Genomic DNA, 22,226 nt, shown 5'->3' on the forward strand with positions numbered 1-22,226 from the left:
ATGACCCATGACCCCCGCTTAGCGCTGCTCCGTGCAGCGCTGGACGCCGCCGAACGTGGCTGGCACGTCTTCCCGCTGCGCCCTGGCAGCAAGCGGCCCGCCCTGCACGGTGAGAAGTCCTGCACCCGCACCGGCGAATGCTCCGGCGGACACCGCAAGTGGGAGCAGCGCGCCACCACCGACCCCGACCGCATCCGTGCCGCGTGGTCGCGGGCGCCGTTCAACGTCGGTATCGCGACCGGCCCGTCCGGGCTGGTCGTGGTGGACCTGGACACGCCAGAGCACAAAGGCAGTTCGGACGCGCCTGACGGCGCGGCAACCTTTGGAGCGCTCTGCGAGCGCGCCGCACAGGCCGTCCCCGACACCTACCGGGTGCGGACCACCAGCGGCGGAACCCACCTGTACTTCACCGCCCCGGCCGGCGTCCGCATCGGCTCCACAGCGGGCACCGTCGCCGAATCGGTGGACACCCGGGGGTGGGGCGGATACGTCGTCGCGGCGGGCAGCATCCTGCCCGCCGGACAGTACGAAGCCCTGAGCGCCCCTAAGACCGCCCCGGTGCCGTCGTGGCTCCAAAGCATCCTGCAACCCGCTCCCAAGCCCGCCCAGGCCCCGTCTGTGGCCGTAGCGGGGCAATCACGGCGATACGCGGACGTAGCACTCGCCAACGAGACACGGAACGTCGCCACCGCTCAACACGGCTCACGGGAAGCGGCGTTGTTCCGGGCCGCCCGCGCTCTCGGTCGCTTCGTCGCGTGGGGCGACCTCCCCCGACACCTGGTTGAACAGGCTCTTCAGGAGGTAGGCGAGGCGACCGGACTGTCCGCGTCCGAGTGCCGCTCCACCCTGCGCAGCGCCCTCAACTGGTCCATCACCCACAACAGCCGCAGCGGGGCGACGGCATGAGCACCCGTTCCCGCCCCCACCTGAAGAGCATCCCCACCACCCCGGACGGCCCGCCGGACGCTGCACAGGGTGCGGACACACCGGCCGTGGGCGAGCCGAAAGGCGCCGCCCGCAAGGGCGTCCCAACTGCTCTTCGTCCGAACCGATCCACCGCCCGGCCCGGTAGCGACCCGACCCCGGACGCGCCCGGTATCCGAATCTTCGCCCCGCCGGTCTACCGGCACCACTACGACGGCGCCCGCTGGTCGACGCGGCCCGGCGCCCTGCCCACCGCCGCCTATGCCTGCCCCTGCGGACTGACCGATACCGCCACCGGCCCCGAGAACGTGGCCGCGCTCGTCACCGAGTACGACGCCCACCGATCCGCCTGCACGGGAGCTTCCGCCGCACCCCCCGAAAGGAGGGCCGCCGCATGACCGACCGCATTGACGGCGCCGCGCTGCTCAACGAGGTGGAAGCCTTCCACCGCCGCTTCAACGTCTTCCCCAACGAGGCCGCCTACGTCGCCGTGGTCCTGTGGGACGCGCACGCTCACCTGCTCGACTGCTTCGAGTCCACCCCGCGCCTGGCGTTCCTGTCCCCGGAACCCGGGTCCGGGAAGTCGCGGGCGTTGGAGATCGTGGAAACCCTCGTGCCCAACCCCATGGCCGCTGTCGACGCCTCCGCCGCCGCGCTCTTCCGCGCCGTGGCCGGGGTCGACGGCAAACGGCCCACGATCCTCTTCGATGAGATCGACACCATCTTCGGCCCCAAGGCCGGGGAGAACGAACAGCTCCGGGGTTTCATCAACGCAGGCCACCGCCGCAACCGGCCGATGTTCCGATGCGTGGGAGACGGCGCCAACCAGACCGTGCAAGCGTTCCACTCCTTCGCCGCCGTCGCCGTGGCCGGGCTCGGCTACCTGCCCGACACCATCCGGGACCGCTCCGTCAACATCCGCATGCGCCGCCGGGCCCGCAACGAGACGATCGAGCCCTACCGCACCCGCATCCACGAAAAGGAAGGCTTCGCCCTGCGCGACCGGCTCGCCACCTGGGCCGAGCAGGTCAGCGAGCGCGTCATGAACGTGTGGCCGGCACTGCCCGACGGCGTCACGGACCGGCCCGCCGACGTATGGGAACCGCTGCTCGCGATCGCGGACGCCGCGGGCGGGGACTGGCCCGACCGGGCCCGCGAAGCCTGCATCGTCCTGGTCACCGCCTCCAAAGCCAACGACAAAGGCAGCCTCGGAGTCCGGCTGCTCACCGACCTGCGCGACCACGTGATGGTCGGCATCGACCGCCTGCCCACCGTCGCGATCCTGGACCGGCTCAACGCCCTGGACGACGCTCCGTGGGCGGACCTGCACGGCAAGCCGCTCGACAACCGGCGCCTGTCCCGGATGCTCGCCGAGTACATGACGGCCGACAACGAGCCGATCACCTCCCGCAACATCAAGGCCGCAGGGAGCGTCCTCAAGGGCTACTACGCCGCCGACCTCAGGGACGCGTGGGCCCGCTACTGCCCCCCACCCCCCGAAAGTCCGCTACCTCCGCTACCCGGCACCCAAAACGCCGCCTGACCAGCACTAACGCGGTAGCGGCAACCGGCCCCGGTTGCCGCTACCCCGCCGCTACCCATCCGCTACCGCTACCCCATCCCGCTACCCCGAACAGGCCCCTGACCTGCACGGTAGCGGAGGTAGCGGAAGTAGCGGCCCTCAGAGGGACCCCCGACGGACAGCCCCGGAGGAGTCACCGCATGACCACCGCCACGCCCCCGAGCCTGCAGGCGCTCAAGGTGCCGGAAGTCATGACCGCCCTGCGCCTCAGCCGCAGCAAGGTCTACGACCTCATCCGCTCGAAAGAGCTCGAAAGTTTCACGGCCGGACGAGCCCGCCGCATCCCGGTCGAGTCCGTCCGCCGCTACATGCAGAACCGCATCGAGGAGACCGACTGATGGCCAAGCGTGCCAACGGCGAGGGAACGATCAGCAAGCGTGCGGATGGCCGATACCACGCCGCCGCCTACGTGTACCGCCCTGACGGAACCCGCACCCGCAAGTTCGTCTACGGCAAGACCCGCAAAGAAGTGGCCGACAAGCTCACGGAGTTGCAGGAGAAGACACGCCAGGGGATTCCGGCCGCAGAGTCCACCATGGCGTTCGGCGACTACCTCACGTACTGGCTCGCCACCATCGCGCCGCAGCGACTCAAGCCGTCCACGCTGAACAGCTACGAAGGTCTGGCCCGCCTATACATCCGCCCCGCCCTCGGTAGGAAGCGGCTGAACCGGCTGTCCCCGGCGGACGTGCGCCGGTTCCTCGCGGAGTTCAAGGACTCCTGCCTGTGCTGCCTGCGTGGTGCAGACAAGGACCGGCCGGAGGACAAACGCTCGTGCTGCGCCGTGGGCCGCTGCTGCCAGCGTCGCCCGTCGGCCCGGACCGTCCAGTACATCCATGCCGTCCTCCGCTCCTCTCTCCAGCAAGCAATCCGAGAGGAGTTGATCGCGCGGAACGTCGCCCGGATCGTTGAGACTCCCACCGTCACCCGCAAGGAGGTGCGTCCGCTGGACGCCGCAGAGGCTCGCCTCATGCTCAAGACCGCCCGGTCCCACCGCCTCTACGCCCTGTGGCTGCTGCTCGTCTCGACAGGCCTGCGACGGGGTGAAGCACTTGCCCTCACGTGGGCGGACGTCGACCTCACAAACGGTCAGCTTCGCGTCCGCCGGAACGTCCAGCGCATCCGACGTGAGCTGATCTTCGGCACCCCCAAGACCACGCGTTCCATCCGCACGGTCTCCTTGCCGAAGCACTGCATGCGGGCACTTGCCCAGCACCGAACCCAGCAGGAGCGGGAACACAAAGTCGCGGGGAAGAAGTGGCAGCCCGCGCCCGGACAGCCGGACGGCCTGATCTTCACTACGACGCACGGTCGGATCACGGACCCCCGCAGCCTGAACAGGATGCTCACCATCCTGTGCCGGGATGCCGGCGTGCGGCGGGTGCGGGTGCACGACCTCCGGCACACATGCGCCTCACTGCTGCTCGCGCAGGGCGTGGACGCTCGCACGATCATGGAAACGCTCGGGCACAGCACGATCACGATGACGCTGGACACCTACGCGCACGTGATGAGCACGACGCTCAAGGCCGCCGCTGACCGAATGGACGACGCCCTCGGGCTGGACGAGTCCGGCGAGGGATCCGGCAGCGAGCAGGAGGCAGACACCGAGGAGTGATCGGCACTCTCAACCGCGTTGATGTCAGCCGTTGATGTCAAAGGCCCCCTGGGATCATCCCGGGGGGCCTTTGACCTGTGTGCACTCGGCAGGATTCGAACCTGCAACCTTCTGATCCGTAGTCAGATGCTCTATCCGTTAAGCTACGAGTGCTTGTTCTGTTTTTTCGCCGCTCCCGGCCCTTCCGGCCCGCTCGCGGCGACAGGAAGAACATTACATGACTGCCGCCGCCATGTGAAATCCGTTTGCCGCACCCCTTGTGACCTGCGGAAATGTGCGGAAGCGGGTGCAGCGGGCGTACAGGGGCTCCGAACGCGAAACAGGGAGCCTGGCTGAGATCAGCCGGGCTCCCTGTCGGAGGGCGGAGGCGGAGGGATTTGAACCCTCGATGGGCTTTAAGGCCCAAACCGCATTAGCAGTGCGGCGCCATAGACCGGACTAGGCGACGCCTCCAGCACAACCGCCCGCGCGAGCGCGTTCGGTGCGTGCAGATGATGACACAGTCGAGCGTGCTGTCACCAATCGACCTCCACGGTACTAGGCGGAGAGCCCGCAGGGCAAAGCTCTTCTCGGCGTGCTGCGCGCGCAACGTCCGGCCCGGTGTGGCGTTAGGCAGGGCATGTCGCAGGTGAACCGTTCCGTCTCCGCCCGGCTGCTCCTCGCGGCCGGCTCCCTCGTCGCCGTCGCCTCCGGGACCGTCGTGCCCGCCGCCGCTCAGGCCCAGGGCCCGGTCCCCGGCCGCTCCGGTGATCACCTCGTCGTCACCGTCGCCGGCACCGGTGCCAGCGACGGCACCCATGAGCTGACCTGCCACCCGGCCGGAGGCGATCACCCGGACCCGGCCGGCGCCTGCGCCGCGCTCGACGGCGGGACCCGGTGGGGCCGGGACCTCTTCGCTCCCGACGCGCCCGGCGGGCTGTGCACCATGCAGTACGGCGGGCCGGCGACCGCGCATGTCACGGGGACCTGGGCCGGGCGCCCGGTCGACGCCCGGTTCGACCGGGGCGACGGGTGCGCGATCGCGCGGTGGAACCGGTTCGTGCCGCTCCTTCCCGACGTCCGGGCGCAGGGGCTGGGAGCGTAGAGCGGCCTGTGTCCCGTACCGCTTCGGCATACCGGAGGCACCGGGTCCGTAAAGGTCCCGCGAAGGTGTCGCGAAGCCCCGTGGGGCAAGGGGCGCAGGCAGGAGGGGCGGAGGGGCGGGCGGTCATACGTTCTACGTCACCGCCTGGTGCGACCTCGCTCTCATCCGGCGTCGCGAGCGCAACCCCAGCCCTTAGACTCCCTCGCGTGACACGCTGCGGACCGATTGGCAAGATGGCCGGAGCGGTCGGCTAGGTGCGGTAACAGGGAGGAAGCGTCTCGTGAGCAGCAGGCCATCCCGAGGCGCTGCTCGCCTCGCAGCCATACTCGACGCGCTTCCCGATGCGTTGGTGCTGGTCAACGCCAATGGGACCGTCGTCAACGCGAACACCATCGCCCTGGAGGCCTTCGAGGCGCCGGGCACCGCGCTGGTGGGGCGCGGGCTGCTCGACCTGCTGCCGCAGTTCGACTCCAAGCTGATCCCCGGCTCGATGCGCCGGCCCGACCACATGGACCCGCAGGGCCGGACCAAGCCGACCCGGATGACGGCCCGCCGCACCGACGGCACCGAGTTCCCGGTCGAGGTCACGTCCGCGAATCTGGAGAACGGCCAGCAGGCCTACGACGGACACGGCTACAGCGGCGACGAGCTGCTGATGCTCGTCGTCCGGGACCTGACCGGCACCGTCGACACCGAGGCCGAGCTGGCGCGTTCGCAGCGGCAGACGGAGATGATCCTGCGGGCCGCCTCCGAGGGCGTCGTCGGCACCGACACCGACGGGCGGATCGTCCTCGTCAACCCGGCCGCCGCCCAGATCCTCGGGTACCGGGCCAGCGACCTCGGCGGCCGCGAGCTGCACACCCTCGTGGCGCACTCCCGCGCCGACGGCTCCCCCTTCCCGTACCAGGAGTCCCCGCTCGCCGACACCCTGCGCTCCGGGCGCAAGCACCGGGTGCGCGGGCAGGTGCTGTGGTCCAAGAGCGGCGACCAGGTCTCCGTCGACCTGACGACGGCCCCCGTGCGCGACGGCGACCAGCTCGTCGGCGCCGTCATGACCTTCACCGACCGGCGGGCCTACGACACCCTCATCGAGGAGAAGGAGGCCGCGCAGCGGCAGCACGAGGAGGAGCTGGAACGCCTCGCCGAGGAGCACGCCTCCGAGCTGACCGCACTGCGCCAGAAGCACGTCGCCGAGATCGAGGAGCTCGAGGAGCGGCACGCGGAGGAACTCGCCGCCGGTGAGGAGCGGTACGCCGCCCTCGGTGAGCGCGAGAAGGACCGGCACGAGGCGCTGGCCATGCGGCACGAGCAGCTGCTGACGCTGCTCGGGGGCTCCCTGCGCGGCCCGCTGGACGAGCTGCGCCGCGAGCTGGCGGCCCTGGCGGCGGACGACGCGGGGCAGTTGTGGCCCGAGGCGAACCAGGTGCTGCACCACCTGTCGGCGGGCTACTCGCGGATCACCACCCTGATCGACAACGTCCTCGGCTACCAGCGGCTCGACGCCGGGACCGACGGGATACAGCGCACGAAGGTGATGCTCGACGCGGTCGTCGCGGCGGGCGTGGACGGGGCCGTCGAGCTGATCGGCCCGGGCCGGGTGCAGTTCGCCGTGCACGCGCCGCCCATCGAGGCCGAGGTCGACCCGCAGCGCCTGGCGACCGCGCTCGCGCATCTCGTCGCGGACGTCGCCGGGGTGGACGCCACCGGCAACTCGCCGGTGTCGGCGGGCGGTTACCTGGACAACACGGTCGTCGTCGCGGCGGCGCAGCGCGGCGAGGTCGTCCGCATCGAGGTGCGCGGGCCGTACACCGGGGGAGACCCGGTGCACGAGCCGATCGTGCGCGGGATCGTCCGCGCGCACGGCGGTGTCCTGCAGACGCACGAGGTGCCGGGGATGAGCGGCAGCGCGTTCGTCCTCGAAGTGCCCATCGGAGGCGGCGCGGGAGCCGTTCCCGCCGCTCCCGCCAAGGCCCCGGCGGAGGTTCCGGCCGAGGAACCGGCCGGCTCCGACGACGCGGCGCAGAGCGGTGGCGGCGGGCGGCGGCGGGCCCGGCGCTCGTCCGTCGACGCCTTCCTGGAGAGCGAGTCCCCCGAGGCCCAGGCCGAGGCCGTCGCCGGTGCGGAGGGTGCCGCGCCGACCGGACGGCGGCGCAGGCGGGCCGCCGCGCCCGCGCTCCCCCAGGCCCCGGCCGCCGCCGTGGAGAACGCGCCCGAGGTCTCCGGCGGCACCGGACGGCGCCGTGGTCGCCCGGCCGAGGCCGGCGGGGACGCCGTCTCCGAGGGTGCCGTCGTCATGGCCGGTGAGCAGTCCGCGGGCACCGCCGCCACGGGGAACAACCTGGGCGGGACCGTGCCGCCGCAGGGTGTGCCGTCCGGCGGACGCCGTGCCCGGCGTGACGGCGGACAGCAGCCGGCCCTGGCGCCCGCGCCCGCCGCCGCGCTCCCGGCGGCCGGTGACGCCGCCCAGCAGCCCGCCGCGCCGGACGCCCCCGCGGCCGGTGACGCCCCGCAGCCGACCGGGCGGCGCCGGCGCGCGCTGGCCGCCGCGGCCGAACGGGCCGCCGCCGCGCAGGCCCAGGAGGCGGGCCCGCGCCAGGTGTTCGCGCTGCCCCCGGCCGACGCGGACCGCGCGCCCGGCACCGCTGCCGCACCCGTCGCCGCCGCGCAGGCCGCCGTACCGGAGGCCCTTCCGGAGGCTGTGCCGGACGAGGGGCACGCCGTCGCGCACGATCCGGCCGAGGACCACACCCCGCCGCAGCCGCACCCCACGACCGCGCCCACCGGACGGCGCCGCCGTGCCGTGGCGCGCCCGCCGGAGGAGGCGGCGGCGCCTGGAGTGCCCGTGGCCGCTCCTGTTCCGGCGCAGCAGGGGGTGCCGCAGGGGCATCCCGTCCCGGCCGCCGCTCCCACGCCCGCGCCCGCGCCCACTCCTGTCACGGCCCCGGCCGCGCAGGCGGCTCCCGCCCAGCCCGTGCCGCCCGCCGTCGTTCCCGGTGGTCCGCTCCCGGCCGAGGCGCCGCCGGGCCAGGGCACCCCGGCGCACGGCACGCCCGCGCAGGGCGTCCCCGCCCCGGTCGCGCAGCAGTGGCCCGCCGCCGACGGCACCGCCGGGGCCGGCGTCGTACCGCCGCAGGGCGCTCCGCAGCCCGCGCAGCCGCAGGTGCCGCAGGGCACTCCCGCGCCCGGGACCCCGTTGCCGCCGGAGGCGGCGGCCGGGCGGCCGCAGCGGGCCGCGCAGCCGTTGCCCGCCGAGGCGCCCGGCGCCCCCGTCGACCCCAACTCCACGCAGGGGCGCGCGATCAGCGTGCGCACGCTGGGGCAGGGCGTGCCGTTCACCCGGCAGGCGGCGCAGGTGCAGCAGCCCTCGCAGGCCACGCCCCCGCCGCACCAGACGAACGGCGGACGGCGCCGCAAGCTGGGCACGCCGCCCGACCCCGCCACGCGGGCCGGTGCGGCCGAGCAGCCCGCGCGCCCGCATCCGCCGGCCGCCGAGCAGGCGGCGCCCGCCGCGCCCCAGCCGCAGCCCTCCCCGCCGTCGGGCGCCGGGCAGAACCGGCTCGCGCCGGTGGCGGAGGCGGCCGGGCGGTCGTACGCCATAGGCGCCCCGGACGAGAACGCCGCCGAGGGGCCCGAGCCGCTGGACGGGCCGGGCGGGGCCGTCGAGGTCGCCGATCCCCCGCGCCCGCAGCCGATGGACGACGAGCTGCCCCCGGAGCCGCTGGACAACCCGCGGCGGCTGCTGGTGTGGCCCGCGCCGGACGTGACGACCCAGCAGGCGCTGAGCGACCGCGGCTACCGGCCGGTGGTGGTGCACTCGCGCGAGGAGGTGGACGCGCAGATCGCGGCGTTCCCGGCCGCGCTGTTCGTCGACCCGCTGACCGGCCCGATCACCCGGACGGCGCTCCAGTCGCTGCGGCAGGCGGCGGTCGCCGCGTCCGTGCCGGTGATGGTGACCGCGGGACTCGGGCAGGCGTCGCGGGAGGCCGCGTACGGCGCCGACCCCGCCGTCCTGCTCAAGGCGCTGGCGCCCCGGGACAGCGAGCAGCATCCGCCGCGGGTGCTGCTGATCGAGGAGCACGCGGAGATCGCGCTGGCGCTGACGGCGACGCTGGAGCGGCGGGGCATGCAGGTGGCCCGTGCGGCGAGCGACGCCGACGCGGTGGCGCTGGCCGGGGACTTCCGGCCGAACCTGGTCGTGATGGACCTGCTGCAGGTGCACCGGCGCCGGGCGGGGATCGTGGACTGGCTGCGCGCCAACGGGCAGCTCAACCGCACGCCGCTGGTCGTCTACACGGCCGCCGTCGACCAGGCCGACCTGCCGAGCCTGGCCTCGGGCGAGACGGTCCTGTTCCTGGCGGAGCGCTCCACGAGCCCCGAGGTCCAGACCCGCATCGTGGACCTCCTGTCCAGAATCGGCACGAACTGACCCCGCGCCCCCGGGAAGGGGCGCGGGCAACGGCGCGCGAAGGGGCGCGGGGAACCGCGCGAGCGGCCACGGCGAACCCGCGGCCGACCGTCGGCAGTCCCCCGCCCCAAGGGGCCCCCGTCAGAGCCGGGTGACGTCCAACCCGCCTTCGGCGTACTGCCTGCGCAGCACCTTCTTGTCGAACTTGCCCACGCTCGTCTTCGGCACCGCCTCGATCACCGTCCACCGCTCCGGCAGCTGCCACTTGGCGATCCGGCCCTCCTCGGCGAGGAAGGCCCGCAGGGTCGTGAAGTCGGCGGTGGCTCCCTCCTTGAGGACGACCGTGGCCAGCGGCCGCTCGCCCCACTTGTCGTCCGGAACGGCGACCACGGCCGCCTCGGCGACGTCCGGGTGGGACATCAGCGCGTTCTCCAGGTCCACCGAGGAGATCCACTCGCCGCCGGACTTGATGACGTCCTTGGCGCGGTCGGTGAGGGTGAGGAAGCCGTCGGGGGAGATCGTGCCGACGTCACCGGTCTTCAGCCAGCCGTCCTCGCTGAACTTGTCGGCGGGGCGCAGCGGCTCGGCGTCGGGGCCGTTGTAGTAGGCGCCCGCGATCCAGGGCCCGCGCACCTCCAGCTCACCCGCGGACTCGCCGTCCCAGGGGAGGCGCTCGCCGCCGGGGCCGGTGAGCCGGGCCTCGACGCCCGCCGGGAAGCGGCCCTGTGTGAGTCGGTAGGCGAACTCCTCGTCGGTGCCGACGGCGTGGGCCGGGGGCCGGGCGACCGTGCCGAGCGGCGAGGTCTCCGTCATGCCCCAGGCGTGGCAGACCCGCATGCCCAGCCGGTCGAACGCCTCCATGAGCGAGGGCGGGCAGGCCGAGCCGCCGATGGTGACCTGGGTCAGGGAGGAGACGTCCCGGGGCTTGGCGGTCAGCTCGGCGAGCAGGCCCTGCCAGATGGTGGGCACGGCCGCCGCGTGCGTCGGCTTCACCAGCTCGATCATCTCGGCGAGGGGCGCGGGCTGCAGGAAGCGGTCGGGCATCAGCATGTTGACGCCGGTCATGAAGGTGGCGTGCGGCAGACCCCAGGCGTTGACGTGGAACTGGGGGACCACGACGAGCGAGGTGTCCTGGTCGGTGAGCCCCATCGACTGGGTCATGTTGACCTGCATGGAGTGCAGGTAGATCGAGCGGTGCGAGTAGACGACGCCCTTGGGGTCGCCCGTGGTGCCGGAGGTGTAGCACATGGCGGCGGCCTGGGTCTCCTCCAGCGCGGGCCACTCGTACGCCGTCGCCTTGCCGGCGATCAGCTCCTCGTAGTCGTGCACCTGGACGGAGGCGTCCGCGAGGGCGGACCGGTCGCCGGGGCCCGACACCACGACGTGCTTCACCGTCTTGAGGTGCGGCAGCAGCGGGGCGAGCAGGGGGAGGAGCGAACCGTTGGCGATGATCACCCGGTCCGCCGCGTGGTCGACGATCCAGGTCAGCTGCTCGGCCGGCAGGCGCAGGTTCAGGGTGTGCAGGACCGCGCCCATGGAGGGGATCGCGAAGTACGCCTCGACGTGCTCGGCGTTGTTCCACATGAGGGTCGCGACCCGCTCGTCGTCGGTCACGCCCAGGTCGTCCCGCAGGGCGTGCGCCAGCTGGGCGGCGCGGGCTCCGACCTCGGCGAAGGAGCGGCGGTGCGGTTCGGCCTCGCCGGTCCAGCTGATGACCTGCGATGTGCCGTGGATCGTCGACCCGTGGGCCAGGATCCTCGAGATCAGCAGCGGTACGTCCTGCATGGTGCTCAGCACGGCGTCCTCCCGGGGGCGACATTGCCTACGCGGTGGTAAGGGTTGCGGAGATTCTGCGCGCATACCGCGCGGTATGTCACTAGGCCCGGGTGATCGATCATGTCACGTTGCGTTCACGGGGCTCGGCGGCTACGGGCTTGACGCCCCGCGGCTGCGGGTGAGACGCCCTGGGGCTGCCAGGTGAGAGGGAGGATCTCACCGGCGCCGGCCCCGTGTGACAGCCGCCCGGCCTGCGCCCGGTCAGCGGACCGGCACCAGCTCCGGGTCCTCGCGCAGCTTGCCGAGCGCCCGCGACACCGCCGACTTCACCGTGCCGACCGAGACCCCGAGCACCTCGGCCGTCTGGACCTCGCTGAGGTCCTCGTAGTACCGCAGGACGACCATCGCCCGCTGCCGTGCCGGGAGCCGCATGATCGCGCGCCACATGGCGTCGCGCAGCGCCTGCCGTTCCGCCGGGTCGTCGGCGTGGCCGGGCAGCGGCTCCGGCTCGGGCAGCTCGTCGCAGGCGAACTCGTCGACCTTGCGCTTGCGCCACTGCGAGGTGCGCGTGTTCAGCAGGGCCCGGCGCACATAGCCGTCGAGCGCCCGGTGGTCCTCGATGCGCTCCCAGGCCACGTACGTCTTGGTCAGCGCCGTCTGCAGCAGGTCCTCGGCGTCGCTCGGGTTCGCGGTGAGCGAGCGGGCCGTGCGCAGCAGCACCGGCTGCCGGGCGCGTACGTACGACGAGAAGGAGGGGTACGTCGAGGGGTACGTCGCGTTCGGCAGGGACCGCGTCGCGGCGTCGGAGGCGCTGGTGCAGACGGGTGGGGTCATGGCTCCACGCTATGAGCGGACCCCGCTCCGGCGGATCGGCCGCAGGTGCCGAAGCCGCGTCCGCCTCAGGTTGTAGGGGTGGGGCCTGCTCCACCTCCTGAAGGTGGACGAACGTCCCCCCTCCCACTGAGGGATGTCCCTCATGGTCGTCCGGTCGGCCGCGAGGACGAGCCCCGGGGCCGGCACCCCCGTCCCGGCGGCCGGCACCCCCGTCCCGGCCGTCACGAGCGTCGTACGGGATGCCCACGTCGACGTCCGCCGGGCGGAGTCCGGACGCCCGCCACGGCCGGCGCGCCACGACGCCCGCCTCGGGCAGGCCGCCGAGGCCGCCCCGGTAGAAGATCGTCATCCGCTTGGCTTCTGGCTGTCCGTCAGACACTGAAGAGCCTCAAGACCCATGGCCGCGAACACGCCTGCGCGGCGGTGCCGGAGCACCGCCGCGCAGCCATGTGAAACCCCACAAGCACACCCACGGACAGAGAGGGCCGGTGCCTGAGCACCGGGGCACCGGCCCTCTCAGCTCACCACCAGAGCGGGGTGAAGGTGACGGACGTGTTGTCGTTGCCCTGGTTGACCGAGGTGAACGCGGAGCCGTTGACCTGGGCGGTGTTGCTCTGGTTCGAGGCCCCGGACCCGGTCGCCTGCTGCTGGGTGGTCGACGAGGTACCGAAGTTGTCGCCGCCGACCCCGCTGCCGAGGAGGCCCTGGACGGCGGTCGAGACGGCCGCACTGGATCCGTCGTCCGCGAATGCGCCGTTGTCCGCGCTGGCCACCCCGGCGAACAGGGCGGCGGCGAGCGGGAGTGCGGTGACGGCTGCGACGACGCGGGCGGTACGGATGCTTGCCATGTTGTTCCTCCAGAACAGGTGCGCCCAGGCTCCCCGCCGGACGCATTGGTGGTGCGTGAAGTACTGCTTCTCTCCGGGCAGTTGGCCGACCGTCCCGAAGTCCTGCACGACGTCGCGAGAACAGAGTTGCCCACCGGAACCCCGGCGAACCACCCCGGACGGCCCTATTCGCCCTCAAGCGTGAGGACAAGTCGATAAACCCCTATCGCCACACTTAGCGCTCAGTCGGGACAGCCAGGACACCTCCGACCTCAAGCCCCGCAAGGGGCGAAAGGTTCCACCTGTCACTCGGGCCACCCGCCACGACCGGCGTGTCACGCGCCGCCCCGCACCACCCCCTCTTCCTTTTTTCGAACACTCGTACGAACATAGAGGCATGGCCACCACCGACCGGCAGGCCACGACGCTGGCCCTCGCACACGCCCTGTCAGCCGCCGAACGCGGACTGGCCGTCATCCCCCTGTCCCGGACGAAGCTCCCGGCCCTGCGCTCCCCGCACCGCGACGACCCCGCGCCCAAGCTCTGCCACGGCGAGTGCGGCCGCCCCGGACACGGGGTCTACGACGCCTCCACCGACCCCGCCCGCATCCGCGAACTCTTCGCCGCCGCCCCCTGGGCCACCGGCTACGGCATCGCCTGCGGACTGCCGCCGTACCATCTGATCGGCGTCGACCTGGACGTCAAGTCCGACGCGGACTCCTCGGCGGCCCTGCGCGAACTGGCGCTGCGGCACCTGTTCACGATCCCGCCCACCGTCGTCGTCCTGACGCCGAGCGGCGGCCGGCACCTGTGGCTGACCGGCCCGCCGGACGTGGTCGTGCCGAACTCCGCGGGCCGGCTCGCGCCCGGCATCGACATCCGCGGCGCCGGCGGCTACCTGGTCGGCCCCGGCTCCCGTACCGAGCACGGCGTCTACCGCACCGCCCCCGGCACCGCCCACATCGGCCCGGCGCCCTGCCCGCGCGCGCTGCTGCGCCTGCTGCTCCCGCCGCCGCGCACGCACCACCCCACGCCCCCGTCGGCCGGCGGTCACGGACAGGGTCTCGTCCAGTTCGTGCTGGCCGCCCACGAGGGCCAGCGCAACACCCGCCTGTTCTGGGCCGCCTGCCGGGCGTACGAGGACGGCATCGGGCCCGCCCTGGTCGAACCGCTCGTCGAGGCCGCCCTCGACACCGGCCTGACGGAACGGGAGGCCCGCGCCACGCTCGCCTCGGCGGCCCGCCTGACGGGCCACCACCCCTGACACCGTCCCGGGAAAACCGGGGCGACCCGCCCCGCACCCCCGCCCTACAGTGCCGTCATGTCCCTGACCCGTGTGACCCTCACGTCCGGCCGTTCCCTCGACCTCGCCGAACTCCGGCTGACGTCGACGTACGGCGGCATGCTGGAGGGCTACCCCTGCAAGCTCGTCAACGACATGACGGTCCACGGACTCCTGAGCAACGCCCGGCACACCCACCCGTCCTCGCCGGTCCACCTGGTCCCGCCGGACCTGGACCGCCCCGACCAGCCGGCGGGCCCCTTCGGCCCGGTCGAGATCCTGCCGCCCGTGGCCTGCGTCGGCTCGTTCCGCTCGACAGCCCTCGACCCGTCCCACGACCCGGTCCTGCACCGCTCGTCCCTCACGGTCGTCTGGTTCCAGCCAACGACCCGGGTGCCGTCCGGCGAGGACGCGGAGGAGTCGCTGCGGGGGATCGACTGGGAGGGGCTGGCGGACGACTACGAGCTGTAGGCGGGAAGGACGCCCTTGACCTGGAGCGCGCTCCAGATACCAGCATGAGTCGCATGACGACGACCAGTGACCCTCAACTCGTGCTGGGAACCATGGACTTCGGCACCCGCGTGGACGCCGACCGGGCCTTCGCGATCCTCGACTCCTTCGTCGCCGGCGGTGGCGTCTGGCTGGACACGGCGAACTGCTACTCCTTCTGGAACGACCCGAGCGGCGTCGGCGGGGCCAGCGAGCGGGTGATCGGGGCGTGGCTGCGGGCCCGCCCGGGCGCACGCGACACGGTGCGGATCGCGACGAAGGTCCGGCAGAACCCGCTCGTCCCGCACTCCTGGCCGCAGAGCGCCGAAGGGCTGTCCGCGCGGGCCGTCCACGCCGGTGTGGAGGAGAGCCTGGGGCGGCTCGGCGTCGACCACGTCGACCTGCTGTGGGCGCACGCCGAGGACCGTGCCGTGCCGCTGGAGGAGACGGTCGGCGCGTTCGGCGAGCTCGTCGCTAAGGGGGTCGCCCTGCGGGTCGGGGCCGCGAACCACGCCGCCTGGCGGGTCGAACGCGCCCGGTCCCTGGCACGGGAGCAGCGCGTGGAGCCGTACACGGCCCTGCAACTGCGCCACTCCCTCGCCCAGCCGCGCCCCCTCACCCCGCTCCCGGAGGCCGGCCACCGCCTGCTCACCGCCGAGGACCTGGACCTCGCCCGCTCCGAGGGGCTCGCGGTGTGGGCGTACAGCGCGCTGATCTGGGGTTCCTACGTACGCCCGGACAAGCCGCTGCCGGAGACCTACGATCATCCCGGTACGGCCAGGGTGCTGTCCGTCCTGGACGAGGTCGCCGCGGAACTCCGGGCCACCCGCAACCAGGTCGTCCTGGCCTGGCTGATGCGGCAAGGCATCGACCCGATCGTCGGAGTGAGCCGGGTGGACCAACTCGAGGAAGCACTCGCGGCACGCCAAGTACGCCTCACCGAGGCACACATGACCCGCTTCGCCGAAGCCCGGTGACACTCCCCGAGGAGGCAGCCCCATGACCACCGTCAGCCCGGCGACGGCCGCCGAACGCACCGGCGTCTCCCTCGACACCCTGCGGTACTACGAGCGCGAAGGACTCATCGGACCGATCCGCCGCTCCACCGGCGGGCACCGGGAGTACACCGAGGACGACCTGTTCTGGATCGGCATGGTCACCTGCTTCCGCGACGCGGGCCTCGGCATCGCGGACCTGCGGGAGTTCGTCGCGATGCTGCGCGCCGACCACCCCCCGCACCACCGCGTCGCCTTCCTCCGCGACCGCCGCGCTGCCCTGGAACAACGCGTGGACGCCCTGCGCCGGGCCATCGGCGTCCTGGACGACAAGATCGCCTACTTCAGCTGAGCGCGAGCCGGATCCGAGTGAACTCCCGTGCCAAGTACCTCAGATGATCCTCAGCTCTGTTGATAATCGGCGCTCTGCTCGGCGATGATCACCATGCTTCCGCACCCACCTCGCCCCTGACCAGGGCAATCACGGTGGTGTGCCGAATGTGAACACCTTTCACATGAACAGAGGGGGAACCTCAGCATGTCTGCCTTCATCAGCTCGCGGACCGGCGCTCCGCTCCGACGCCGATCCATGATGGTGGCCGGAATCGCCGCCGCCGCTGTCTTCGTCACAACCGGCGCCGCTCACGCCGCCCAGGCCCAGCCGCGGTCCGAGGCCGCGGCATCGTCCGTCGTCCTGTCCTCGCTGGACGGCATCGGCACGGAGGACGAGGTCCTGGCCGGCATCGAGGAGGCGCTGAGCCTCTTCACAGAGATCCCGGACGAGGTGCTGGCTCAGGGCGAGGATGCCACCAAGCAGTGGCTGAACGAGCGCATAGCCAAGACCAGTGGAAAGCGGTCCTTCAACGCGGGCGGTTGTGCGCGCGGAATCCTGCTCGCCATCGGTTCCAACATCTTCGCTGTCGCCAAGATCTACAAGATGAAGAAGGCGATCGACAAGCTCGGCGGCATCAAGAAGGTCGTCGCCAAGATCCGCTCCAAGAAGAAGGCGGGCAAGACCTTCAAGAAGGGAATCATGGAGGTCTTCGAGGAGGCGGGTTCCGGCCTCGGCGGCATCGCTGCGGAGATTCTCGGCATCGACGGTGTCATCAAGAACTGCTGGTGACGAGTCCGTGGCCGAAAGGGAGGTGTACTGATCATGGACATCACAGCAAGCGTCCTGCGCTGGGGGTTCTTCGCAGCCGGAGCAGCCCTGCTGGTCGCCTTCGCCTTCGCCGCTGTGCGCCGTCACCGCGACGGAGCCCGCTTCGGTGAGCTCGCCGAACTGATGGAGCGTGAGTGGTTCAGCGCCGGCAAGGTGTTCTTCACCGTGTTGGCGGGGCTCGCGGGTTCCTATCTGGCGGCATATGTGGGCGGGACCCGCGGCCCGCTGTCGGAAAGCGTCCCGATCCTGTTCCCGCTGGGCATCGTGGCGGCATTCGTGGTCTGCCGCACGACCATGACGGGCGAGCGTGAACCCCTGCGAGTCAAGGCACTGGTGCTGCTGGCCGCACCACTGCCGCTCGGCGCAGTGATGACGGGCTGGTAGCAGCCGACTGTGCGGGCATACGAACGGCCCCTGACCAGCAACTTGGTCGGGGGCCGTTCACGCGCGATGGGCGTGGGTTCGGACCCTGGTGATTGTGGCCGCAACAACGGTTTCCAGAACCTCCCGGTGCCTCGGCGGGCAACGCCACTCCGCCACAGGTACACACGCCCGGGCCGCCTGTCACCATGAGACGGGCAACAGGCCTCAGCACCCAGATGCCCCACGCGACAAAGCCTGTCTCCCTTGGGGCGTAGCTGCCCCACGGCTTCTTGATGGCACTCCGTGAGCCGCACTTGAACAGCGTTGCTGCAGTCCCAGCCGGGCGGCTGGCGCTAACGCATAGAGCGCCCATGAGGTCACTCCGCTAGCGTGCGGCCCATGACCAACCACGCCCCGGGTTGTCCCCAGTGCCGCCAACCCATGAAGTCCGGCGGCCTGGTCCTCTCCGAGCGCGAGGGCGACGGCCGGCGGGCCTGTCGGTCGCTGTGGAGGTGTGCCGGTGGGCATGTCTATTGGAACTGGGCGGACCGGCCGGACGAACCGTGGGAAGTCTGCCCGGTACCAGGGTTGTTCCGCTGATTCCCCAGTCCCGGTAGCCGGACGCGGGGACGGCGCCGGGCCGGCCGACTATCCCTCACCCAGCAGCGCGGCGAGGGGGTCCTCGGTGAGCGGGGTCGGCGCGGCCAGGGTCGCCTCGTAGGCAGGGCGCGGGAAGACGTAGGGGCCCAGGGGCAGTTCGCCCCACTCCGGCCGGGCGGGCTGGTGGAAGCGGGACCAGACGACTTCCGTCGCCGTGGCGCGGACCATGGCGAGCAGGGGCCAGCAGGCGTCGATTCCGCAGGGGCAGCCCAGGAGGCACATCGCGCCCGTGTGGTGGTCGCGGAGGGCTGGTTGGGCGTCGCCCAGGAAATGGGCCCGGGCCCGGGTGCCGTCGGCGTCGTCGTCCAGGTGCAGCGGGGCGTGTTGTCCCAGGATGAACTCGTCGCGCTCCTGCCGGGTGTAGTCGTCCTCGTCGAGTTCCTGGTCCCAGAGCGCGCGCGTCGCTTCCGCGACCAGGACGCGCATGTCGGTGCCGTCGATCCGGATGCCCCAGGCCCTGAGGTGCGGGTGGCCGGGGTGGGGGTGGCGCAGAAACTCCACCCGGTGCGAGACGGTCGACGGACGCATCCGCCCATCCTGCGGCGCCCATCCGACCGACTCCACCGAGTATCGCCGCGACGGGGGCGCCGGTTGAGCGGACCGGCAGACCGGCCGTGCCCCATCCATGCCCGACAGGCCGGGACTCAGGGGGAATCGTGGTGGCCGGCATGCAGCTCACACGCCGACGGCCCCCGACCGAGTCACCCGGTCAAGGGCCGTCCACTGTGTGACTACTGAACCCCCGCCGTACTCGGCGTATCTCTCTGACAGTCAGCACGCCCGCAGCGGCTGTCCCCATGAGACAAACAACAGGCGTCAGCACCCAGATGCCCCATGCGACGAAGCCCGTTTCCACCGGCTCGTAGCTGCCCCACGGTTTCTGCGCGGCACGAATGACTTCTCCAGGGTGTCCTTCGTACTGAATCTCCACCGTCTGCGCCTCATCGCCCACCAGTGGGCCGCTGCAAACAGAGTGGCTCCCCCCACGCCCGCCGCCCTCACGACGGCACTCTGTGAGCCGAACCTGGACAGCGTCCCCCAGCAGGTCCAGCCGCACGAGACCGGTGATCACAGTCCATGCCACCGCTGCGACGCCCAGCAGGGTGAACACGCTGTAGGCAACGATGTTGCGCTTCCGCCCCCTCGTCATACACACAGCATGCCTTGGGCCTGATCAAGGCGATAGATCGAACCACCCCACCCAAAACGCGAAAGGAACGCCCCGACCGTTCGCGGTCACGAGGCGTTCTTTCGGGATGTGGACGGGCAGTGGGCCTTCAGCCTGGGTCGTCGGTCGACCGCAGGTCACTCAAGGGGTACCGCCGGAACGAGCGGACCCAGACCGTCGACTACCGATCAGACGGGGACCGTGCCCCAGGCGTACCCGATCGAGCGGGAAACCACGGGGAGCACCGGGTAGTCAAGGTAGCCGGACACGAGAACGGCCCCCGACCGAGTCACCCGGTCAAGGGCCGTCCACTGCGCGGTGGGTGTGGGATTTGAACCCACGGTGACGTCGCCGCCACGACGGTTTTCAAGAGCGCTGGGTAGAGCAGCAGGGGACACTCCCTGACCTGCATCCTTCCGCGCGAGCCGAGTTCTCACCCCGGATCTTGGCCACAGGATGGCCGCAGGCAGTCGCCACGCGCTTAGAGGCAGGTACCTACCTCCACCTAACGACGGCCGGCGGCCACACCTGCCCGAAACAGGAAACCGAACTATCGGACGCTTGAGCGCCGTCCGCTAGGAGTCCACCCGGAGACCAATCGATCAACCCGCTGCACGACCACCAAGATGATCACCGCAGTGACCAGCCAAGTGGCCTGCGCCAGGATTCCGGTCAGCGTCTCCCCGTTGATCACACATGCCACACAGGTGGCAATGAAGATCAAATAGCTGTTGCGGCTGTCAGTGCCGTATGCGAAGGTACGAGACAGCATGCCCTCCCGTGAGGGAGCGATTGCGTTGCGAGCCAGGCTGAGCGTCACGCGTTCTCCTTGCGTTCGTTAGGGAGGCGCCCGGACTTCTTTGGCGAGAGACGGGCGCCTCTTTCCGTTGTCGAACAAGCTAGCGCACCCCACTGACAGAATTTTTCTGATCAATCGCTGCGCCGTGGAAAGAGCATGACGCCACATCAGCCATACGCCAAGTAGGTTATCCACAGGCAGCCCTCGAAACCTGTGGATAACTATGTGCATTAAGCCGGCAGGTCTGTGCAGAAGCCCGGGAAAAAAACGAGCACACCCCTTTTGAGCTGCGGAAACGCATTTCGAGCACTGTGACCAAGGTCACAGCATGGTCGTTGCCGTTAGCGACTTCCCTCATTGTCAGTGGGTGGGTATATAATCCCGAGCTTTTCCCCAGTAAGTGACCCGCGAGTAATAGCCGCGACGCCGTTGAATCCAGCATTCAGAATTCGGCATTCCGGGAATGGTTTAGACCTGTCACCCATAGAGGTTTCTTGCGGAGGCGAGGGCTAGCGACTTGTGTTCAGCAGGTCGGCAATGGCTTGCTCCGACCAATGCTCCGCAGCTCCGGGGCAGGAGGCTACGTAGGAAGCCACCGCCTCAACGTCCCATGCTCCAGCGGACAGCAGACCCGAGGCTAGGAAGCGCACGTAGGCAGACGACGGAGGTACAAGCTGAACATCGTCCACCCCCCATGGCGCCGTGAAGGTGAGGACTGGCATGTCATCTACCTGTCCAGCACACACCAACGTTTCATAGCGCCCCTCGCCCAGTACTGCTCGTCCACCCGAGAGCACTTCCGAGAGATCAAGGTCGACGCCGGGTTCCCTATACATCTCCTGAGCGGCAATGTCCGAGAACTGCTGGGCAGTGACGAGGTGTGCTCTGGCTAGCACTCGACCAGGAACGTGCGGGTCATAGAAGGCTCTGCCACCACCCCAGACGGGCGACTCGGTGGCGAAGTACATCGCTCCCGTGAGTTCCACGGGAATCGAGCGAACCGGCATGGCAGGGTTACGGCACCCGGGATAGCGCCTGGCTGCGCCAGGTGGCCGACCGCCCTGGATGTAGGCGGCGAGCCGGTCCAGATGCATGTTGGACCCATAGGACGTGTACCAGACCCGCGCAGGGCGCTGATCACGCGGAAGCGTCGAGTCGATACTTCGCAGGGCCTTCACTCTGGTTCGCTCCTGTGGGACGTGCTCACTCTGCCGAAACGTCGTACCTGATGACATGGCGGTCTCCCGGAAGGATCGTGATCATTACTCGTAGGGGCCGGTCGTTCTCGTCGTAGCCCGTACGCATGTGCACGGCCACGGGAGTGGCAGAGGGCAGAGACAGCTTTTCGATCTCCGCACGTGTCGGCATTCGCACGGTGATTTCGTCGCGATAGCGAGCCTGAACAAGGCCAACGCTGGCCAGGATGCCGCCGGGTGCTGCCACATCTTCCGGCAGCATGAGCGGGGTCCCCCTGACAAGTTCCTCCGGGAAGTAGGAGTCAGCCAAGGCGTAGGGGTCCTGGTCGACTATGCGCACTCGTTCCCGAACAACAGTCAACGCAGTCTCAGCGTCGAGGTGGAGCCGTTCTGCGACGTCCGCCGGCGGGCGCCGGATGGAGACTCGAACTTCCTGCCGGGGCTGTCGACCGCTTTCAGCCACAATGCTGGCCCACTGGTCGCCCTTGTTGTCTGACTTGTGCCGTGCTCGCGACTCCAGCACCGACCAGTCCCATACGGCTGGCGTCAGGCTACGGCGAACGAAGCTACCGCGCCCTTGACCAGCAATGATGAGACCTTCCTCAGTCAGGCGCCGCAGGGCCAGGCGGACTGTATTGCGACTCGCCTCGTATTGCTCCACCAGCTCAAACTCCGTCGGGAGCTGTTGACCGGCCTCAAGCTCGCCCCGCTCGATCTGTCCCCGCAGGTCATCCGCAATTCGGTGGTACCTCGGGCGCTGCTCCCGCACTGTGCCTCCTTGTTAGTTGGCTGACTTGTGCCAACAACATACGCCCTTTGCCTTGACGAGCCCAGCAACTCGGGGCAAGCTCAGGGCATCGGTTGTTGGTACAACACCACCAACACCGTTGAGTCCGTCTTTATGCCGGGCGGGGTAGCTGCGGCGTGCTGTAGGGCGCCGTAAGGCTCTGAACTGGTCGTTCATTGACAACTGAATGGGGATCACGCCGCCTCTCCTCGGCCAAGTAGGCGGCCACACGGGATCTCCGTGTGAGGTACAGCGCGATTCGACCTTTCCGCAGC

19 protein-coding genes, 2 tRNA genes and 1 pseudogene are annotated in these 22,226 nt (G+C 70.6%); 13 read left to right on the plus strand and 9 right to left on the minus strand.

What is annotated here, in order from left to right:
* The 5 genes from F8R89_RS17400 (at position 1) to F8R89_RS17420 (ending at position 4,124) form a co-directional block, all read left to right on the plus strand.
* Positions 1-906 carry a bifunctional DNA primase/polymerase gene (locus F8R89_RS17400; RefSeq protein WP_151784839.1) on the plus strand — a complete coding sequence of 302 codons (906 nt, stop codon included), beginning with the start codon at positions 1-3 and terminating at the stop codon, positions 904-906.
* On the plus strand, positions 903-1,322 hold the full coding sequence (locus tag F8R89_RS17405; RefSeq protein WP_225994418.1) for a hypothetical protein: 420 nt from the start codon (positions 903-905) through the stop codon (positions 1,320-1,322). Before F8R89_RS17400 ends, F8R89_RS17405 begins: the two co-directional genes overlap by 4 nt.
* Positions 1,319-2,467, plus strand: a complete 1,149-nt coding sequence (locus tag F8R89_RS17410; protein WP_151784840.1) for a DUF3631 domain-containing protein — start codon at positions 1,319-1,321, stop codon at positions 2,465-2,467. Before F8R89_RS17405 ends, F8R89_RS17410 begins: the two co-directional genes overlap by 4 nt.
* A gap of 179 nt (positions 2,468-2,646) precedes the next feature.
* A complete protein-coding gene (locus F8R89_RS17415) occupies positions 2,647-2,844 on the plus strand; it encodes a helix-turn-helix domain-containing protein (RefSeq protein ID WP_151784841.1) in 198 nt (65 codons plus the stop codon).
* Positions 2,844-4,124 (plus strand): tyrosine-type recombinase/integrase, encoded by a 1,281-nt coding sequence (locus tag F8R89_RS17420; RefSeq protein ID WP_151784842.1) that lies wholly within the window; start codon positions 2,844-2,846, stop codon positions 4,122-4,124. Before F8R89_RS17415 ends, F8R89_RS17420 begins: the two co-directional genes overlap by 1 nt.
* 80 nt (positions 4,125-4,204) lie before the next feature.
* On the opposite strand, the gene F8R89_RS17425 is transcribed toward F8R89_RS17420, so the two are convergent.
* Together F8R89_RS17425 and F8R89_RS17430 are read right to left on the minus strand one after the other, a co-directional pair.
* Positions 4,205-4,277, minus strand: a tRNA-Arg gene (locus tag F8R89_RS17425).
* Positions 4,278-4,486: 209 nt separating this feature from the next.
* A tRNA-Ser gene (locus F8R89_RS17430) sits at positions 4,487-4,577 on the minus strand.
* A 166-nt stretch (positions 4,578-4,743) separates the two neighbouring features.
* Between F8R89_RS17430 and F8R89_RS17435 the strand changes: the two genes are divergently transcribed.
* Together F8R89_RS17435 and F8R89_RS17440 are read left to right on the plus strand one after the other, a co-directional pair.
* Complete coding sequence (locus tag F8R89_RS17435; protein WP_151784843.1) at positions 4,744-5,208, plus strand: SSI family serine proteinase inhibitor; 465 nt, start codon at positions 4,744-4,746, stop codon at positions 5,206-5,208.
* 280 nt (positions 5,209-5,488) lie between these two features.
* Positions 5,489-9,634, plus strand: a complete 4,146-nt coding sequence (locus tag F8R89_RS17440) for a PAS domain-containing protein (RefSeq protein WP_151784844.1) — start codon at positions 5,489-5,491, stop codon at positions 9,632-9,634.
* Positions 9,635-9,754: 120 nt separating this feature from the next.
* Here the strand turns inward: F8R89_RS17440 and F8R89_RS17445 are convergent, their stop codons facing one another.
* The 4 genes and pseudogenes from F8R89_RS17445 to F8R89_RS17465 form a co-directional block, all read right to left on the minus strand.
* Positions 9,755-11,398: a long-chain fatty acid--CoA ligase gene (locus F8R89_RS17445; RefSeq protein ID WP_151788172.1), complete on the minus strand. Its 1,644-nt coding sequence runs from the start codon at positions 11,396-11,398 to the stop codon at positions 9,755-9,757.
* A gap of 252 nt (positions 11,399-11,650) precedes the next feature.
* Positions 11,651-12,223 carry a SigE family RNA polymerase sigma factor gene (locus F8R89_RS17450; RefSeq protein WP_151784845.1) on the minus strand — a complete coding sequence of 191 codons (573 nt, stop codon included), beginning with the start codon at positions 12,221-12,223 and terminating at the stop codon, positions 11,651-11,653.
* Positions 12,224-12,452: 229 nt separating this feature from the next.
* Positions 12,453-12,578, minus strand: a pseudogene (locus F8R89_RS36760) (lipid-transfer protein); the annotation flags it as partial.
* Positions 12,579-12,744: 166 nt separating this feature from the next.
* The gene (locus F8R89_RS17465) at positions 12,745-13,071 is read right to left on the minus strand and encodes a hypothetical protein (RefSeq protein WP_151784846.1); all 327 of its coding nucleotides are present in this window, start codon (positions 13,069-13,071) and stop codon (positions 12,745-12,747) included.
* A 376-nt stretch (positions 13,072-13,447) separates the two neighbouring features.
* Between F8R89_RS17465 and F8R89_RS17470 the strand changes: the two genes are divergently transcribed.
* From F8R89_RS17470 to F8R89_RS17495, 6 genes are all read left to right on the plus strand, one after another.
* Complete coding sequence (locus tag F8R89_RS17470) at positions 13,448-14,314, plus strand: bifunctional DNA primase/polymerase (protein ID WP_151784847.1); 867 nt, start codon at positions 13,448-13,450, stop codon at positions 14,312-14,314.
* Between the two features lie 57 nt (positions 14,315-14,371).
* Positions 14,372-14,803, plus strand: a complete 432-nt coding sequence (locus tag F8R89_RS17475) for a hypothetical protein (RefSeq protein WP_151784848.1) — start codon at positions 14,372-14,374, stop codon at positions 14,801-14,803.
* A 44-nt stretch (positions 14,804-14,847) separates the two neighbouring features.
* On the plus strand, positions 14,848-15,798 hold the full coding sequence (locus tag F8R89_RS17480) for an aldo/keto reductase (protein WP_192806156.1): 951 nt from the start codon (positions 14,848-14,850) through the stop codon (positions 15,796-15,798).
* Positions 15,799-15,820: 22 nt separating this feature from the next.
* Complete coding sequence (locus F8R89_RS17485; protein WP_151784850.1) at positions 15,821-16,168, plus strand: MerR family transcriptional regulator; 348 nt, start codon at positions 15,821-15,823, stop codon at positions 16,166-16,168.
* Between the two features lie 186 nt (positions 16,169-16,354).
* A complete protein-coding gene (locus tag F8R89_RS17490) occupies positions 16,355-16,939 on the plus strand; it encodes a hypothetical protein (protein WP_151784851.1) in 585 nt (194 codons plus the stop codon).
* Between the two features lie 33 nt (positions 16,940-16,972).
* Positions 16,973-17,362, plus strand: coding sequence for a hypothetical protein (locus F8R89_RS17495; protein WP_151784852.1), 390 nt, complete (start codon positions 16,973-16,975; stop codon positions 17,360-17,362).
* Between the two features lie 627 nt (positions 17,363-17,989).
* On the opposite strand, the gene F8R89_RS17505 is transcribed toward F8R89_RS17495, so the two are convergent.
* The 3 genes from F8R89_RS17505 to F8R89_RS17525 form a co-directional block, all read right to left on the minus strand.
* Positions 17,990-18,529 (minus strand): hypothetical protein, encoded by a 540-nt coding sequence (locus tag F8R89_RS17505; protein ID WP_151784854.1) that lies wholly within the window; start codon positions 18,527-18,529, stop codon positions 17,990-17,992.
* Between the two features lie 1,190 nt (positions 18,530-19,719).
* Complete coding sequence (locus F8R89_RS17515) at positions 19,720-19,989, minus strand: hypothetical protein (protein ID WP_225994419.1); 270 nt, start codon at positions 19,987-19,989, stop codon at positions 19,720-19,722.
* 1,182 nt (positions 19,990-21,171) lie between these two features.
* Entirely contained in the window at positions 21,172-21,933 is a 762-nt protein-coding gene (locus tag F8R89_RS17525) for a GntR family transcriptional regulator (RefSeq protein WP_151784857.1), read from the minus strand.
* Positions 21,934-22,226 lie beyond the last annotated feature (293 nt).

Source organism: Streptomyces sp. SS1-1 (genome assembly GCF_008973465.1).
Classification (GTDB): Bacteria; Actinomycetota; Actinomycetes; order Streptomycetales; family Streptomycetaceae; genus Streptomyces.

Bases quoted from the DNA above. Each gene is read 5' to 3' on its own strand.
- F8R89_RS17415 (WP_151784841.1), top strand. From the start codon at position 2,647: ATGACCACCGCCACGCCCCCGAGCCTGCAGGCGCTCAAGGTGCCGGAA.
- F8R89_RS17480 (WP_192806156.1), top strand. From the start codon at position 14,848: ATGAGTCGCATGACGACGACCAGTGACCCTCAACTCGTGCTGGGAACC.
- F8R89_RS17420 (WP_151784842.1), top strand. From the start codon at position 2,844: ATGGCCAAGCGTGCCAACGGCGAGGGAACGATCAGCAAGCGTGCGGAT.
- F8R89_RS17470 (WP_151784847.1), top strand. From the start codon at position 13,448: ATGGCCACCACCGACCGGCAGGCCACGACGCTGGCCCTCGCACACGCC.
- F8R89_RS17465 (WP_151784846.1), bottom strand. From the start codon at position 13,071: ATGGCAAGCATCCGTACCGCCCGCGTCGTCGCAGCCGTCACCGCACTC.
- F8R89_RS17445 (WP_151788172.1), bottom strand. From the start codon at position 11,398: ATGCAGGACGTACCGCTGCTGATCTCGAGGATCCTGGCCCACGGGTCG.
- F8R89_RS17495 (WP_151784852.1), top strand. From the start codon at position 16,973: ATGGACATCACAGCAAGCGTCCTGCGCTGGGGGTTCTTCGCAGCCGGA.
- F8R89_RS17410 (WP_151784840.1), top strand. From the start codon at position 1,319: ATGACCGACCGCATTGACGGCGCCGCGCTGCTCAACGAGGTGGAAGCC.
- F8R89_RS17485 (WP_151784850.1), top strand. From the start codon at position 15,821: ATGACCACCGTCAGCCCGGCGACGGCCGCCGAACGCACCGGCGTCTCC.
- F8R89_RS17400 (WP_151784839.1), top strand. From the start codon at position 1: ATGACCCATGACCCCCGCTTAGCGCTGCTCCGTGCAGCGCTGGACGCC.
- F8R89_RS17490 (WP_151784851.1), top strand. From the start codon at position 16,355: ATGTCTGCCTTCATCAGCTCGCGGACCGGCGCTCCGCTCCGACGCCGA.
- F8R89_RS17405 (WP_225994418.1), top strand. From the start codon at position 903: ATGAGCACCCGTTCCCGCCCCCACCTGAAGAGCATCCCCACCACCCCG.
- F8R89_RS17450 (WP_151784845.1), bottom strand. From the start codon at position 12,223: ATGACCCCACCCGTCTGCACCAGCGCCTCCGACGCCGCGACGCGGTCC.
- F8R89_RS17505 (WP_151784854.1), bottom strand. From the start codon at position 18,529: ATGCGTCCGTCGACCGTCTCGCACCGGGTGGAGTTTCTGCGCCACCCC.
- F8R89_RS17435 (WP_151784843.1), top strand. From the start codon at position 4,744: ATGTCGCAGGTGAACCGTTCCGTCTCCGCCCGGCTGCTCCTCGCGGCC.
- F8R89_RS17475 (WP_151784848.1), top strand. From the start codon at position 14,372: ATGTCCCTGACCCGTGTGACCCTCACGTCCGGCCGTTCCCTCGACCTC.